Origin of the sequence: Pseudomonas sp. dw_612 (genome assembly GCF_018449725.1) — a bacterium.
In the GTDB taxonomy this organism is placed as follows: Bacteria; Pseudomonadota; Gammaproteobacteria; order Pseudomonadales; family Pseudomonadaceae; genus Aquipseudomonas.
This window is the reverse complement of the sequence record NZ_JAAVVC010000009.1, coordinates 239,223-254,232: the sequence shown is the minus strand read 5'-3', so window position 1 is coordinate 254,232 and position 15,010 is coordinate 239,223. Positions and strand designations below refer to the sequence as shown.

General features: G+C 61.1%; 13 protein-coding genes. 6 read left to right on the top strand and 7 right to left on the bottom strand.

Going from position 1 to position 15,010, the window contains the following annotated elements; all coding sequences use genetic code 11:
* The first annotated feature begins 152 nt into the window (after window positions 1-152).
* The 5 genes from HB680_RS16545 to HB680_RS16525 all read left to right on the top strand — a co-directional run bounded on the left by HB680_RS16545 (window position 153) and on the right by HB680_RS16525 (window position 6,006).
* Entirely contained in the window at window positions 153-1,817 is a 1,665-nt protein-coding gene (locus HB680_RS16545) for an AMP-binding protein (RefSeq protein ID WP_213939679.1), read from the top strand.
* 16 nt (window positions 1,818-1,833) lie between these two features.
* Entirely contained in the window at window positions 1,834-2,595 is a 762-nt protein-coding gene (locus tag HB680_RS16540) for an SDR family NAD(P)-dependent oxidoreductase (protein ID WP_213939678.1), read from the top strand.
* A 12-nt stretch (window positions 2,596-2,607) separates the two neighbouring features.
* Window positions 2,608-3,801: an acetyl-CoA C-acyltransferase gene (locus HB680_RS16535; RefSeq protein WP_213939677.1), complete on the top strand. Its 1,194-nt coding sequence runs from the start codon at window positions 2,608-2,610 to the stop codon at window positions 3,799-3,801.
* 165 nt (window positions 3,802-3,966) lie between these two features.
* Window positions 3,967-5,094: an acyl-CoA dehydrogenase family protein gene (locus HB680_RS16530; protein WP_213939676.1), complete on the top strand. Its 1,128-nt coding sequence runs from the start codon at window positions 3,967-3,969 to the stop codon at window positions 5,092-5,094.
* Between the two features lie 138 nt (window positions 5,095-5,232).
* Complete coding sequence (locus tag HB680_RS16525; protein ID WP_213939675.1) at window positions 5,233-6,006, top strand: enoyl-CoA hydratase; 774 nt, start codon at window positions 5,233-5,235, stop codon at window positions 6,004-6,006.
* Between the two features lie 332 nt (window positions 6,007-6,338).
* On the opposite strand, the gene HB680_RS16520 is transcribed toward HB680_RS16525, so the two are convergent.
* Both HB680_RS16520 and HB680_RS16515 read right to left on the bottom strand, forming a co-directional pair.
* Window positions 6,339-7,490 (bottom strand): acyl-CoA dehydrogenase family protein, encoded by a 1,152-nt coding sequence (locus tag HB680_RS16520; RefSeq protein ID WP_213939674.1) that lies wholly within the window; start codon window positions 7,488-7,490, stop codon window positions 6,339-6,341.
* Between the two features lie 3 nt (window positions 7,491-7,493).
* A complete protein-coding gene (locus HB680_RS16515) occupies window positions 7,494-8,600 on the bottom strand; it encodes an enoyl-CoA hydratase/isomerase family protein (RefSeq protein WP_213939673.1) in 1,107 nt (368 codons plus the stop codon).
* Window positions 8,601-9,103: 503 nt separating this feature from the next.
* On the opposite strand from HB680_RS16515, the gene HB680_RS16510 reads away from it, so the two are divergent.
* On the top strand, window positions 9,104-9,583 hold the full coding sequence (locus tag HB680_RS16510) for an Lrp/AsnC family transcriptional regulator (protein WP_213939672.1): 480 nt from the start codon (window positions 9,104-9,106) through the stop codon (window positions 9,581-9,583).
* Between the two features lie 38 nt (window positions 9,584-9,621).
* On the opposite strand, the gene HB680_RS16505 is transcribed toward HB680_RS16510, so the two are convergent.
* From HB680_RS16505 to HB680_RS16485, 5 genes are all read right to left on the bottom strand, one after another.
* A complete protein-coding gene (locus HB680_RS16505; RefSeq protein ID WP_213939671.1) occupies window positions 9,622-10,317 on the bottom strand; it encodes an HPP family protein in 696 nt (231 codons plus the stop codon).
* A gap of 160 nt (window positions 10,318-10,477) precedes the next feature.
* Window positions 10,478-11,656 carry an MFS transporter gene (locus HB680_RS16500; RefSeq protein ID WP_213939670.1) on the bottom strand — a complete coding sequence of 393 codons (1,179 nt, stop codon included), beginning with the start codon at window positions 11,654-11,656 and terminating at the stop codon, window positions 10,478-10,480.
* Window positions 11,657-11,865: 209 nt separating this feature from the next.
* The gene (locus tag HB680_RS16495) at window positions 11,866-13,224 is read right to left on the bottom strand and encodes an MmgE/PrpD family protein (RefSeq protein ID WP_213939689.1); all 1,359 of its coding nucleotides are present in this window, start codon (window positions 13,222-13,224) and stop codon (window positions 11,866-11,868) included.
* Window positions 13,225-13,253: 29 nt separating this feature from the next.
* Window positions 13,254-14,141, bottom strand: coding sequence for a polysaccharide deacetylase (locus tag HB680_RS16490; RefSeq protein WP_213939669.1), 888 nt, complete (start codon window positions 14,139-14,141; stop codon window positions 13,254-13,256).
* Window positions 14,134-14,982: a polysaccharide deacetylase gene (locus HB680_RS16485; protein WP_213939668.1), complete on the bottom strand. Its 849-nt coding sequence runs from the start codon at window positions 14,980-14,982 to the stop codon at window positions 14,134-14,136. The genes HB680_RS16490 and HB680_RS16485 overlap by 8 nt, the downstream gene beginning before the upstream one ends.
* Window positions 14,983-15,010 lie beyond the last annotated feature (28 nt).

Here is a 15,010-nt window from a genome sequence, read left to right as displayed (position 1 = left end):
GGCCCTCACAGGCGCCACACCTTCCAAACCTTGGCCAAACCAGTCACGCAACTTGATAGCTTTGACCATTGCTCCACACCCCGCGCAGCGCGAGTATTCCTGTGTTAATTACGGTTCCCCCAACCTAATAAAAATACAGAGGGATTCTGGCAATGCGCGATTATTTGTCTGCCACTTCACAGTTCGATTACCCGCACACCGTGAATGCCGCGCTCGCCGGCGATTTGACGGCGCTCAACGCCTGCGTTGAATGCTGCGATCGCCATGCATTGCCGGGGCGCATCGCGCTGTTCTGGGAAGGGCGCGACGGCGCCAGTGCGACGTACACCTTCAGCGACTTGCAGGACAAAGCCGCGCGTTTCGCCAATTTCCTCCTGGCCCAGGGCGTACAAAAGGGCGACAAGGTCGCCGGCCTGCTGCCGCGCAACATCGAATTACTCATCACCGTGTTCGCCACCTGGCGCATCGGCGCGGTCTACCAGCCGCTGTTCACCGCGTTCGGCCCGAAAGCCATCGAACACCGCTTGAGCAGTTCCGGCGCCAAAGTCGTGGTCACTGACGCAGTCAATCGCCCGAAACTCGCGGAAGTCGCCGACTGCCCGACCATCGTCACCGTCGGCGGCGCCAAAGGGCAGGGGATCGTGCGGGGCGATTACAGTTTCTGGGCCGAACTGGCCAATTATTCCCCCGTGTGCGAACCGGTACTGCTGACCGGCGAAGACCCGTTCCTGCTGATGTTCACCTCGGGCACCACCGGCCCGTCGAAAGCGCTGTCGGTGCCGCTCAAGGCCGTCGTCGCCTTCCAGAGTTACACCCGCGACGCCGTGGACCTGCGCCCGGAAGACGCGTTCTGGAACGTCGCCGACCCGGGCTGGGCGTACGGCATCTATTTCGGCGTGACCGGCCCGATGTCGATGGGGCATCCGATCACGTTCTACGATGGCCCGTTTACCCTCGAAAGCACCTGCCGGGTGATCAACAAATACAACATCACCAACCTCACGGGCTCGCCCACGGCTTACCGTTTGCTGATTGCTGGTGGCGACGAATTCGCCAACTCGATCAAGGGCAAGCTGCGCATCGTCAGCAGCGCCGGTGAGCCGCTGAATCCGGAAGTGATCCGCTGGTTTGCCGACAACCTCGGCGTGGTGATCCACGACCATTATGGCCAGACCGAACTCGGCATGGTCCTGTGCAACCACCATGGCCTGGACCATCCGATCCACATGGGCGCCGCCGGTTTTGCCTCGCCGGGCCATCGCATCGTGGTGCTGGATGACGCGTACAACGAACTCGGCGTCGGCCAACCCGGCATCCTGGCCATCGACCGCACCCAGTCGCCGATGTGCTGGTTTAACGGCTACGAAGGCGCACCGACCAAAGCGTTCGTCGGCAACTATTACTTGAGCGGCGACACCGTGGAGTGGAACCCGGACGGCAGCATCAGCTTCGTCGGCCGCAGCGACGACGTGATCACCACCTCCGGCTACCGGGTTGGCCCGTTCGACGTCGAAAGCGCGTTGATCGAACACCCGGCGGTGATTGAAGCCGCCGTGGTCGGCAAACCCGACCCGGAACGCACCGAGCTGGTGAAAGCCTTCGTCGTGATCGGCGAGCACTACCTTGCAACGCCGGAACTGGCCGAAGAACTGCGTCAGCACGTGCGCAAGCGCCTGGCCGCGCATTCGTACCCCCGTGAAATCGAATTTGTCAGCGAATTGCCGAAGACCCCAAGCGGCAAATTGCAGCGCTTTATCTTGCGCAACCAGGAAATCGCCAAGGCTCAAGAGGCCGTGGCTCACAAAGCTTCTGCTTGAATCGAAGGAAAATAAGATGCAGATCGAAAACAAGGTTTTTCTCGTCACCGGCGGCGCGTCCGGCCTGGGTGCTGCCACCGCTGAAATGCTGGTCAGCGCCGGCGCCAAAGTGATGCTGGTGGACATGAACGCCGAGGCCGTCGCGGCCCAGGCTGTTCGTCTCGGCGCACAAAGCGTGGTGGCCGACATTAGTAACGAAGCCGCCGCCAAAGCAGCCGTCGCCTTGACGGTAAAAATCTTTGGCGGCCTGCACGGTCTGGTGAACTGCGCCGGCATCGTGCGTGGCGAGAAGATCCTCGGCAAGACCGGCCCCCATGCGTTGGCCAGTTTCAGCCAAGTGATCAACGTCAACCTGATCGGCAGCTTCAACATGCTGCGTCTGGCTGCAGCGGCGATTGCTGAAACCGAAGCGGATGCCGACGGCGAGCGCGGCGTGATCATCAACACCGCCTCGGCAGCGGCTTATGACGGCCAGATCGGCCAGGCCGCATATGCCGCGTCCAAAGGCGCGATTGTCAGTCTGACCTTGCCCGCCGCCCGTGAACTGGCGCGCTTCGGCATCCGTGTGATGACCATCGCCCCCGGCATCTTCGAAACGCCGATGATGGCCGGCATGACCGACGAAGTCCGCGCATCCCTGGCCGCTGGCGTGCCATTCCCGCCACGCCTGGGCAAACCGGGCGAGTACGCCGCGCTGGTGCGGCATATCATTGAAAACAGCATGCTCAACGGCGAGGTGATCCGTCTCGACGGCGCCTTGCGTATGGCCGCCAAGTAAGGAGGATTTGTCATGACCCTTTCCAACGATCCGATTGTTATTGTCAGCGCCGTTCGCACCCCGATGGGCGGTTTCCAGGGCGAGCTGAAAAGCCTGACCGCACCGCAACTCGGTGCAGCGGCGATCAAGGCTGCGGTTGAACGGGCCGGTGTTGCGCCCGACGCGGTCGATGAAGTGTTGTTCGGTTGTGTGTTGCCCGCCGGCCTCGGCCAGGCGCCTGCGCGTCAGGCTGCACTGGGTGCCGGGCTGGATAAATCGACCCGTTGCACCACCGTGAACAAGATGTGCGGTTCCGGCATGGAAACCACCATTCTCGCCCACGACATGCTGGTTGCCGGCAGTGCCGAGGTGGTGATCGCCGGCGGCATGGAAAGCATGTCCAACTCGCCGTACCTGCTGGACCGCGCCCGCAGTGGTTACCGCATGGGCCATGGCCGGGTGCTGGATTCGATGTTCCTCGACGGCCTCGAAGACGCCTACGACAAGGGTCGCCTGATGGGCACCTTTGCCGAAGACTGCGCCGAGACCAACGGCTTCACCCGTGAAGCCCAGGATGCGTTTGCCATTGCCTCGACCACCCGTGCGCAAGAGGCCATCAAGGACGGCAGCTTCAAGGCTGAAATCGTGCCGCTGACCGTCACCGTCGGCAAAGAACAGGTGCTGATCAGCAACGACGAACAGCCACCGAAAGCCAAACTGGACAAAATCGCCTCGCTGAAACCGGCGTTCCGCGACGGCGGTACCGTCACGGCAGCCAACTCCAGCTCGATCTCCGACGGCGCGGCGGCACTGGTGTTGATGCGCCAATCAGAAGCCGAGAAGCGTGGGCTTAAACCGTTGGCGGTGATTCATGGCCATTCGGCATTTGCCGATACCCCGGGCCTGTTCCCGGTGGCACCGGTCGGCGCGATCAAGAAGCTGATGAAGAAAACCGGCTGGTCGCTGGATGAGGTTGAGTTGTTTGAAATCAACGAAGCCTTCGCGGTGGTCAGCCTGGTGACCATGAACAAACTGGAAATCCCTCACGAGAAGGTCAACGTTCACGGTGGCGCCTGTGCCCTCGGCCATCCGATCGGAGCGTCCGGCGCGCGAATCCTCGTAACGTTGCTCTCGGCCCTGCGCCAGAAAGGCCTGAAACGCGGCGTTGCGGCGATTTGCATCGGCGGCGGTGAAGCGACGGCCATGGCTGTGGAATGCCTGTACTGAGGTAAACACCAATCCCCTGTGGGAGCGGGCTTGCTCGCGAAGAGGCCGTGTCAGACAACATCAATGTTGAATGACACACCGCATTCGCGAGCAAGCCCGCTCCCACAGGGGACCAGCATTTCAGTCAGGTATTTTGTGCGACAGGTTCATTTTTAAGGATTCACCATGATTCCCAATGACGAACAACTGCAGATCAGCGAAGCCGCCCGGCAATTTGCCCAGGAGCGGCTGAAACCATTCGCGGCCGAATGGGACCGCGAGCATCGCTTCCCGAAAGAAGCCATCGGCGAAATGGCCGAGCTGGGCTTCTTCGGCATGTTGGTGCCGGAAGAGTGGGGCGGTTGCGACACGGGTTACCTGGCGTACGCCATGGCCCTGGAAGAAATCGCTGCCGGCGATGGCGCCTGCTCGACGATCATGAGCGTGCACAACTCCGTGGGTTGCGTGCCGATCCTCAAGTACGGCACCAACGAGCAGAAAGAACGCTTCCTCAAGCCATTGGCCAGCGGTTCGATGCTCGGCGCGTTTGCCCTGACCGAACCCCAGGCCGGTTCCGACGCCAGCGGCCTGAAAACCCGCGCGAAGCTGAACGGCGATCACTACGTGCTCAACGGCTGCAAACAGTTCATCACCTCCGGGCAGAACGCCGGGGTGGTGATTGTGTTTGCGGTGACCGATCCAAGTGCCGGCAAACGCGGGATCACCGCGCTGATCGTGCCCACCGATTCGCCGGGCTACAAAGTCGCACGGGTCGAAGACAAACTCGGTCAGCACGCTTCCGACACCTGCCAGATCCTGTTCGAAGACGTGAAAGTGCCGGTGGCCAACCGTTTGGGCGAGGAGGGCGAAGGTTACCGGATCGCCCTGGCCAACCTGGAAGGCGGACGCGTCGGCATCGCCTCGCAATCGGTGGGCATGGCCCGCGCCGCGTTTGAAGCGGCCCGGGATTACGCCCGTGAGCGCGAGAGCTTCGGCAAGCCGATCATTGAACACCAGGCGGTCGCGTTCCGTTTGGCGGACATGGCGACCCAGATTGCCGTGGCCCGGCAGATGGTGCATTACGCCGCCGCGTTGCGTGACAGTGGCAAACCGGCGTTGGTCGAAGCCTCGATGGCCAAGCTGTTCGCCTCGGAAATGGCCGAGAAGGTCTGCTCGTCAGCGTTGCAAACCCTGGGCGGTTACGGTTACCTGAACGACTTCCCGCTGGAGCGGATCTACCGCGACGTGCGGGTGTGCCAGATCTACGAAGGCACCAGCGATATTCAGCGCATGGTTATTTCGCGCAATCTTTAAGACGGAGCCCCCGTAGGAGCTGCTGAAGGCTGCGATCTTTTGACGTTGATTTTAAAAAGCAGGATCAAAAGATCGCAGCCTCGTTTCACTCGACAGCGCCTACAGAGGATCAAGCCTTATGCAAAACAGGAGTTATTTATGAGCTACGAAACGATTTTGCTGGAAACCCATGGTCGCGTCGGCCTGATCACCCTCAACCGTCCGCAAGCCTTGAACGCGTTGAACGCGCAGCTCGTCAGCGAAGTGAACCACGCCCTCGATGGCCTGGAAGCTGATTCGAACATCGGCTGCATCGTGCTGACCGGCTCGAAAAAAGCCTTCGCCGCCGGCGCCGACATCAAGGAAATGGCCGAGCTGACCTACCCGCAGATCTACCTCGACGACCTGTTCAGCGACAGTGATCGCGTGGCCAACCGCCGCAAGCCGATCATTGCTGCGGTCAACGGTTTCGCCCTCGGTGGTGGCTGTGAACTGGCGCTAATGTGCGACTTCATTCTGGCCGGCGACAACGCCAAATTCGGCCAGCCGGAAATCAACCTCGGCGTGCTGCCGGGCATGGGCGGCACCCAACGCCTGACGCGCGCCGTGGGCAAGGCCAAGGCCATGGAAATGTGCCTCAGCGGCCGCTTGATCGATGCGGTGGAAGCGGAGCGTTGCGGGATCGTCGCGCGGATCGTACCGGCGGATGAGCTGCTGGAAAAAGCGCTGGAAGTCGCGACGCTGATTGCCAGGAAGTCGTTGCCGATTGCGATGATGGTCAAGGAAAGCGTGAACCGCGCGTTCGAAGTCAGCCTGTCCGAAGGCGTGCGCTTCGAGCGTCGGGTGTTCCATGCGGCGTTCGCGACGCAGGATCAGAAGGAAGGGATGGCGGCGTTTATTGCCAAGCGCGAGGCCGAATTCCAGGGTAAGTGATGATTTGGGGGACGGCTTAAGATCCACCCCTCACCCCAGCCCTCTCCCCAAAGGGGAGAGGGGGAAAGGGAGCAGATCTTCATGCTGTTCAAAGCCTGAGTTCGACTCAGGACTTTCAGGTCGATGTAGCGCCAAGAGCACATCGGCCAGTCCCCTCGCCCCTCTGGGGAGAGGGGGAAAGGGAGCAGATCTTCATGCTGTTCAAAGCCTGAGTTCGACTCAGGACTTTCAGGTCGATGTAGCGCCAAGAGCGCATCGGCCAGTCCCCTCGCCCCTCTGGGGAGAGGGTTAGGGAGAGGGGTCGATTTCAAGCCAATCCCCAATCCCAACTATCAAACCAAATAATTCTTTAATTCCCGAGCAATCACCATCCGCTGTATCTCGCTCGACCCTTCATAAATCTGCGTAATCCGCGCATCCCGGTAATACCGCTCCACCGGGTAATCCTCCAGATACCCATACCCGCCATGAATCTGCATCGCCGACGAACACACCTTTTCGGCCATTTCCGATGCAAACAACTTCGCCTGTGACGCCTCCGACAAACAAGGCTTGCCCGCACTGCGCAACCGCGCCGCGTGGAGGATCATCAATCGCGCTGCGTTCAACTGCATGTGCATGTCCGCCAGCATGTTCGCGATGCTCTGGTGCTCGATGATCGCCTTGCCGAACTGCACCCGGTCCCGCGCGTAAGCCAGCGCCGCTTCGAATGCGGCCCGCGCGATGCCCAGCGCCTGGGCGGCGATGCCGATGCGGCCGCCTTCGAGGTTGGAGAGGGCGATGGCCAGGCCTTTGCCGCGATCACCCAGCAGGTTGGCTTCAGGGATGGTGCAGTCGTTCAGGGTCACCGCGCAGGTATCGGAGGCGCGGATGCCCATTTTGTGTTCCGTGCGATCGACGATGAAACCCGCGGTGTCGGTCGGCACCAGGAACGCCGAGATACCGCGCTTGCCCAGATCGGGATCAGTCACGGCAAACACAATCGCCAGTTTCGCCCGCTTGCCGTTGCTGACAAATTGCTTGGCGCCGTTGATCACCCACTGGCCATCGCGAAGCTCGGCGCGAGTACGCAGGTTGTGGGCTTCAGAACCGGCTTGCGGTTCGGTCAGGCAGAAGCAGCCAATGGCCTGACCGCTGGCCAGGTCTGGCAACCAGGTCTGCTTCTGTTCATCTGTGCCGTAGTTCAAGACCGGCCCGCAACCCACGGAGTTGTGGATGCTCATCAGCGCGCCCGTGGCACCATCGCCAGCGGAAATCTCTTCCACGGCCAAGGCGTAAGCGACGTAATCGACATAGGTGCCGCCCCATTCTTCCGGGACCACCATGCCCAACAGGCCCAGCTCACCCATCTTCGCCACCAGACCGTCGTCGATCCAGCCAGCCTTTTCCCAGGCTTGCGCGTGGGGCGCGATTTCGCCACGGGCAAAGTCCCGGGCCATGTCGCGGATCATCACTTGCTCTTCGCTCAATTCGATATCGTGCATGGCTCAGCTCCCGCTCTGCTCAAAACCCGTGAAGAAACTCGTGACGTGCTCGGCGTGCAGCGCCTGCAAGGTCGGCGGGTTCCAGCGCGGTTTTTTGTCTTTGTCGATCAGCAAGGCGCGCACGCCTTCGATCAGGTCGCCACGCTTAAACCACTGACGGTCCAGGTGCAGCTCAAGGGCGAAGCACTGTTCCAGGCTCAGCTTGCGACCGCGCCGCAGCATTTCCAGGGTCACGCCCATGGCCAGCGGCGAACGGCTTTCCAGCAGGTCCGCGGTGGTTTTCGCCCATTCGTGACTGTCGGCGACGGTCACTTCGCGCAGTTGCTCCACCATACTCGCCACGTCCGGCAGGGCGAAGAAGTGGTCGATGGCCGGGCGCAGTGCAATCAACGGCGCATCCGGCAGTTGCTGCGCGGCGAGTTTGGCCAACACACCTTGCAGGTCCTTGAGCGGTGTTTCATGCCATTCAAGATGATCAAGTTTTTCGTCCAACGCTCCCAACCGATCGCTGTCCAGATACCAGTCGGCCAGCCCGCAATACAACGCATCGGCGGCGCGAATCTGCACGCCGCTGACGCCCAGGTAAATCCCCAATTCCCCTGGAATCCGTGGCAGAAAGTAGCTGCCGCCAACGTCCGGAAAATAACCGATGGCCACTTCCGGCATCGCCAGGCGACTGCGTTCGGTCACCACGCGCATATCGGCGCCTTGCACCAGGCCCATGCCGCCGCCCAGCACAAAGCCGTCCATCAAGGCGAGGACGGGTTTGCAGTAATTGTGAATAGCGAGGTCGAGGGCGTATTCCTCGACGAAAAAGTCTTCGTGCAGGGTTTCGCCGTTTTTGTAGCTGTCGTACAGCGAGCGAATATCGCCGCCAGCACAAAAGGCCTTCTCGCCGGCACCGCGCAACACCACTGCGTTGACCTGCGAATCCTCAGCCCAGGCATCGAGCTGGTTTTGCAGGCTACGGACCATGTCCAGGGTGAGGGCGTTGAGACCGGCGGGACGATTGAGGGTCAGGTGACCGATGCGATTGCGGACCTCGGCCAGCACTTCATTTTGCGTGGCATCCATGGTTTTAGCCTCCTGGGATGAAACCTGAGCAGTCATCGATAACTCCCTGCTTTTATTGTTCTTTATAGAGAAGCTCGCGCGCGAGCGATGCTGGATCGTAACAGTGCAAATTTGTGATGTACAACCGGGATACGTGCAGGTTCTGTCTGCATTTTTACCTTAAGGCAAAATCAAAAGATCGCAGCCTGCGGCAGCTCCTACAGGATAGGTGTACAGGCGTGACATCGCGGCGAACGCGGTCAATGCAGGAGCTGCCGAAGGCTGCGATCTTTTGATCTGCAGCGCCCACGACCGAATCGGCTGCCGAACACGCACATTCAGCGTACTTGCGCTGTCTGAACAAGGCCTTCCGACACCCGACCCGCCCCGGCAATCGGCATTCTGGCGTCCCAATCCAAAAAGCGGCCAGGCCGTGAGCACTCCAGATAAAACGGAACGCCAGAGGATGAATATCAGGTTGAAGAGCCGCTATCCTCGACCGGCCGGGCAGCGAACGTTGACAGCCATTTTTATCAGCCCGTTTGAAGTGAGAGACGTACATGGCGGATATCCGCGATCTTTCGATCGTGCTTGATCGGATCGATCAAGCCATCATCGAAGTGCTGCGCCACGAAGGGCGCATCACCTATCAAAAGCTTTCCGAGCGGGTGCACCTGACGCCCAGGCCCTGTCTGGAAAGGGTGCGTAAATTGGAGCAACTCGGGGTTATCCGCGGGTACGGGGCGATTTTCGATGAGAAAAAATTAACCCCGGGGCTGTCGCTGCTGGTGTTGGTGGCGTTGTCGAACCAGAGCGGGCGGACGGCGCAAAAGGCGTTTGAAGCCAAGGTTCGGGCCTGTCCGCAGGTGCTGGAGTGTCGCTTGATCAGTGGCGCATTTGATTACAGCCTGCGCATGCGCTGCCGGGACATGGAGCATTACCGAGTGCTGACCGAAGTCTGGTTTGATGACCCGGATTTGCATATCGACAAGTTGGTCAGCCATCCGGAACTGGCGATGGTCAAGACTACGATGGAGTAGCCATCGAGCGATGCAAAACCTGTGGGATCCGGGCGGTGTCAGGCTCTGCTGCTGAGCACTTCGCCGATGCTGCGCCGCTTGGCATGCAATTCACTGGCGTGGATCAGCTGTTCAAGGTCTTCCGGGGTGACGTCGAAGAAAGCTTCCATGTCCGCCAATGCCAGTTTCAAATCCTCGGCCGTGATGGCCTGGCTGTCGGCCGAAGGCATGACCGGCACAGGCGCGGCGGGACGTTTGGGATAGCGAATCCGCGTCAGGTTGTTGTACGCCAACGCGCTGAGCAGCATGGCCGAGGCGCTGAGCATCACCGGGCCGAGGGCTTTCCAGTCCAGGGCAATGGTCGCCGGGTCGGCCAGCACCAACAGCAGCGCCAAGGCCCCGGCGGGCGGATGCAGGCAACGCAGCCAGCACATCAGGATCAGCGCCATGCCCGCCGCCAGGCACGCGCTGCCCAAGGTCCGGCCGAGCACATGGGCGACCAGCAGCGAAACCACCCCGGCGCTTAGGTAGCCGCCCAGAATCGACCATGGCTGGGCGAGGGCGCCGGAGGACACGGCGAACAACAGCACCGCCGACGCGCCCAGCGGGCCGACCAGATGTTGTGCCACTTCGATGCCGAATACCTGGCTGCACAGCCAGACGCTGAACAGTGTGCCCATGGACATGCCGATGGCAGCGCGGCTCCATTCCGAGGGGCGGGTGTTGACGGCAGCGGGTAACCAACGAGCGAGCATGATGACGATCGATCCGACAAAAAAATCGAGGCAAAAAAAAGGCTTACCTGGGATACCCAGAAAGCCCTTGAAGGTGTTCCAACTATTGGGGGAGGAACGGGGCACAGTGTGCCGTCGATTCCCGGTGAAGACAAATTCATATTAATGCAGTTTCAGTGCACTATTTTTGCAGTAAAGCCACCCGCCGACCGGCCATGAAACACAGCGAACCTCCCATCGCCGTCAACGCGCACAAGGCGTAGAACATCGTCGGCGCCGGAGTGTGCATCAGCAGGAAACCGCAAATCACCGGACTCAACGCACCACCGAGGGCCGCGAGGTTTTGCGCGCCGTAGTAACTGCCGCGCAGTTCTTCCGGGGCCAGGGTGTCGACGAACAGGAATTCCGCCGGGTAAATGATCATTTCCCCGAGGGTGAAAATGAACATCGCCACGCACCAGCTCACCAAGCCATCGGCCAGGCTGAAACCGATCAACCCCAGGATGAACAGGCTGGTGCCGCCGGCAATCCAGTAGCGCAGTTGTTCACGCTTGAGGAAACGGCCGATCTGGTATTGCAGCAGGATCACGCTGATGGCGTTGCAAGCGAGCAGGGCGGCCATGGTTTCCAGGGCGCGCTTGGAATCGTGGGTCACCAGCAAGTATTGCGACAGGTACAAGGTGAAACGGCCGTGGACCACCGTGCTGAACAGGCAGCCGCAGGTGAACATGATCAGGGTTCGGTCATTCTTGAGGGTGGTCAGGGTCTTGAGAAAACTTTGCGGCTGGCCGATGGCGGGCACTCGCGCGGGGTCTTTCGGAATCCCGCTCATCAGGAAAATACTGAAGAACGCGATGCCGCCCGCGATCAGAAACGGCGCAATCGGATACACCCCGGCGATCACCACACCGAGCATGGGTCCGGTGGCGTAGCCGATGTTGGTCAGGGTGTAGCGCAGGGAAAACGCCTTGGCCCGCTGGCCCATGGGCAGGTTTTCGCTGAGGATCGCTTTCGAGCCGATCAGGAATAAAGCCGAGGCGGTTTCGGTGATCACCAGGGTGGCGGTGGTCAGGTAGAGGTTCTCGGCGAAGGTCAGCAGCACGAAGCCGATGGCGCTGGAGAGCATGGCCAGGATCAATAGCCGGCGCTTTTCCAGTCGGTCGATGATGTAACCGCCGTAAAGCGCGAGCAGGGTGGCGATAAACACCGCGATGCCCAGCAGCAAGCCAACGTCCTGTTGGTTGAGGCCGAGTTTGTTGCTCAGGAACAGCGTGAGCAACGGGCTGGTGATGGCGCGGCTGACGACGATGGTCAGCGAGCAAATCATCAACCGGCGGATAACGAGCGAGTAAGTGGCCACGGTGGTGCACAAGTCCTTGTTTTTGGTGTTCGGCTCGGGATCGTCCCCTCACCCTAACCCTCTCCCCAAAGGGGCGAGGGGACTGACCGAGGTGTTCTTAGAGCTACATTGACCTGAAATACCGAGCCGAACTCAGGCATTGAAAGCAACGGAAATCGGCTCCCTTTCCCCTCTCCCCCGTGGGGAGAGGGCTGGGGTGAGGGGTGGATCTAACGACCACCCGAAACCTCAAGCCATCCATTCAACCCTTCAACAGATTCCAACTCTTCAACCCGCCACAACTGCTCAAGCAATGCCTCAGCCTGCCCCCGCGCCAAAACCCGCCCGGCCAGGCTGAAAAACTTCTCCTCCAACGCCGCATCACTCAGCGGATTCCCTGGTGCGCCCAATGGCACTTCAACGCACAAACTCGCCTGCCGACCGTCCACGGTCCGCAGGCTCACGACAGGCTCGCCATCCTCGGACAGTTGCGGGTCCACTTCAAGGCGAATGCGCGACATCCAGTGCGCCATGCGCGGGTCATTGCGCTGGGCATCGTCATACGCTTCCAGCCGGCAATGCCCCAGCACCAACCGTGCGGCGAGGGCATAACGCAGGCTCATCTGCGCCGCCGCCAGACTGGCGACTTCCTGCCCGCCGCACATGTCCTGCAGGAACCCGCACAGCGACACCTGAATCTCCTCGACCTGAGCGATATCCACCTGCAATTGCGCGAGCAACAAACCCAAGGCATCAATCGCCGAATGGGTCCCGCGACACGCGGCGTAGGGCTTGATCGAGCAGCGGGCGAGTTTCCACACCTGGCCCAGCTCCGCGTCCAGTGCCTCGGGCACGGCGCTATCACCGGCGAGGGTCTTGAGAAAACCACCCCAGACATCATCAAACAGTTTTGTCGGCCCGGTGATACCACGCTGGGCAAACCGCGCCGCCAGCAAGCCACCTTCGGCGGCACGACCGCTGTGGAGTTTTTTGCTCTGGGAACCGTCATGAATAAACGCCCAAAGTCCGCCGCTGAAACTGCCGGCAATGCCAAGGGCCGACAGGGTTTGTGTAGCATCGAGGCCGAGAATCCGCGCACTGGCCGCCGCCGCGCCGAACACCCCGCAAGTCGCCGTGGAGTGCCAACCGGCACCGTTATGCGCCGAATAACTGCCGCAGGCTTCCAGCACCCGACGACCGATTTCGTAGCCGATGACCACGGCGGTGATGAACTCCCGGCCATTGACCGGTTTGTCCGCCATCGACACCGCAGCCATCACCGCCGGCAACACCACCGCGCCGGAATGATCACAGCCGCCGGTATCGTCCAGTTCGAGCGCATGGGCGGCGATGCCATTGAGCATCGCGGCCTGGGCGGCGCCGACGTGCCAATCGGTGCCCCAGACCGGTGTGCTGCCGGTTTCACCTTCGAATACGCGGCGAGCCTGTTTCGCCACGTCGCTGCCAGCCCCGGCCAGGGTCGCGCCGAAGGTGTCGAGAATGTGCCGCTTGGCTTGCGCCACCAGCGCCGCCGGTAAATCTTCAAAGTGTGTATCGACGCAAAACTGCGCCAGGTGCTCCATGCGCATCACGCCTTGGTAGGCGCTGCCGAACCCGTTCATACGCCGTAATCCCGATAATGCCGCTCATACACCGCCGAAGGATGATCCTGCGTCACCTGCATTGCCGAATCCGCCCACCATTGCGCGACGTCACCCGCCGTGGCGATCCAAACGTCCTTATGTTCCTGAATTCCTTCGAGCAACTCGCGCAACACGCCAATGCGCCCCGGCGTGGCGATGATTTCCGGGTGCAACCGCAGCACGTAGCACAGGCCAAAGCGATGAAACCCGGCGAAGTCCATTTGCAGGTTGCCGAGGGTGTGGCTGTAGGAGGCGATCCGCGATTGTGCCGGCGGCACGGCCGGGCTGAGGTTGAACGCGAAGTAGGGCTCGTCTTCCAGTTCGTAGTGCAACGGCAGCTCGATCACTTCGGGCGCGGTGGGATGCGCGAACGGCAGATCATCGCCACGCCAGGACGAAGACCAGCGAATGCCTTGGTCCCTCAGCGCTTCGATGAAGCCTGGCTTGCCATTGCCCGCCGGAATGCGGAAGCCGGCCGGACGCTGGCCAGTCAATGCGGCCAAGGCTTCGCAGCCCTTGGCGATATCGGCGCGCTGTGCAGCCAAATCGAGGTCGTCATAGTTCTGATGGCGATACCCGGCGCAGGCAATTTCATGCCCGCCAGCGAGTATTGCCTTTATGTGTTCAGGGTTTTCCTCGGCGACGATGCCGGGAACGCACCAGCTGCTGGAAACCCCCAGTTCTTCGAATAATCCGAGCAAGCGATCGACACCGCGCTGGCTGCCGTAGCGCCAGACCGACAGGGTCTTGTCGCGCCCGGCGACTTCCGGGGCCTGGGTCAGGATGCCGTGGATGTCGTTGTAATCGATGGTCAGTACGACCGCGCAGCGATGGCCGTTGGGCCAGACAGAGGAATCAGCCATGGTGATGCTCCTTCAGCCACCACTGGGCGACATCGCGGCAGGTGGCGAACCACACGTCATCGCGCTGGCGCATGTGTTCAAAGAGTTTTTCCAGCAACAGGATGCGGCCCGGTTTGCCGGTGATCTTGGGGTGGAACAGGGTGGTCAGGCACAAGCCTTCGTCCATGGCGCCGTCGTATTCGCGGCACCAGTTGTCGAGGGTCAGCTCGTAACTGGCGGTGCGGTCCAGCCCGGACGGGAAGTTCGGCGCGCGGGTGTAGGCGAGGGAGGCGTAGTCGTCCATTTCCCAGCGGCCGGGGATTTCCACCAGCGGCGTCTCAAAGCCTGGGACATTGACCAGATACGGCCGGTCATCGCCGCGCATGCTGCTGGAATAGGTCACGCCGGCTTCCACCAGCATCGCCGGGGTTTCGGCGCGCCAGTCACCGGACGGCGTGCGAAAGCCTTCGGCGCGGATGTTCAAGTGCTGCCAGAACACTTCGCGGGATTTCTTCATCACGTCCTTTTGCTGGTCCAGCGTCAGGGCGTAAAAGGATTCGTGTTTGTAGCCGTGGTACGCCACTTCGTGCCCGCGCTCGACAATCGCCTGGCACTGCTTCGGCCAATTCTCCACGACCCAGGCCGGGACGAAAAACGTGGTCGGGATCTTGAACGCGTCGAGCAAATCGAGGAGACGGGGCAGGGCGCGGTAAGGGCCGTAGCCGCCGAAGCCAAAATACTCGGGTTTGTGCCAGATCGAGCCATTGAGCATGGCATCGCCGGTCGGGCCATCGAGATCGAAGGCCAGGGCCAGGCAAGCCTTGTGCGGGGCGGGCCAGGTGGGTTGGGGTGAGGAGGACATCGTTGCGCTCCGCTGATTATTGTTGAAA

Excerpts from the sequence above, each read along its gene's own strand:
- HB680_RS16525 (WP_213939675.1), top strand. The coding sequence starts at position 5,233 with ATGAGCTACGAAACGATTTTGCTGGAAACCCATGGTCGCGTCGGCCTG.
- HB680_RS16540 (WP_213939678.1), top strand. The coding sequence starts at position 1,834 with ATGCAGATCGAAAACAAGGTTTTTCTCGTCACCGGCGGCGCGTCCGGC.
- HB680_RS16485 (WP_213939668.1), bottom strand. The coding sequence starts at position 14,982 with ATGTCCTCCTCACCCCAACCCACCTGGCCCGCCCCGCACAAGGCTTGC.
- HB680_RS16515 (WP_213939673.1), bottom strand. The coding sequence starts at position 8,600 with ATGACTGCTCAGGTTTCATCCCAGGAGGCTAAAACCATGGATGCCACG.
- HB680_RS16510 (WP_213939672.1), top strand. The coding sequence starts at position 9,104 with ATGGCGGATATCCGCGATCTTTCGATCGTGCTTGATCGGATCGATCAA.
- HB680_RS16505 (WP_213939671.1), bottom strand. The coding sequence starts at position 10,317 with ATGCTCGCTCGTTGGTTACCCGCTGCCGTCAACACCCGCCCCTCGGAA.
- HB680_RS16495 (WP_213939689.1), bottom strand. The coding sequence starts at position 13,224 with ATGCGCATGGAGCACCTGGCGCAGTTTTGCGTCGATACACACTTTGAA.
- HB680_RS16520 (WP_213939674.1), bottom strand. The coding sequence starts at position 7,490 with ATGCACGATATCGAATTGAGCGAAGAGCAAGTGATGATCCGCGACATG.
- HB680_RS16490 (WP_213939669.1), bottom strand. The coding sequence starts at position 14,141 with ATGGCTGATTCCTCTGTCTGGCCCAACGGCCATCGCTGCGCGGTCGTA.
- HB680_RS16530 (WP_213939676.1), top strand. The coding sequence starts at position 3,967 with ATGATTCCCAATGACGAACAACTGCAGATCAGCGAAGCCGCCCGGCAA.
- HB680_RS16535 (WP_213939677.1), top strand. The coding sequence starts at position 2,608 with ATGACCCTTTCCAACGATCCGATTGTTATTGTCAGCGCCGTTCGCACC.
- HB680_RS16545 (WP_213939679.1), top strand. The coding sequence starts at position 153 with ATGCGCGATTATTTGTCTGCCACTTCACAGTTCGATTACCCGCACACC.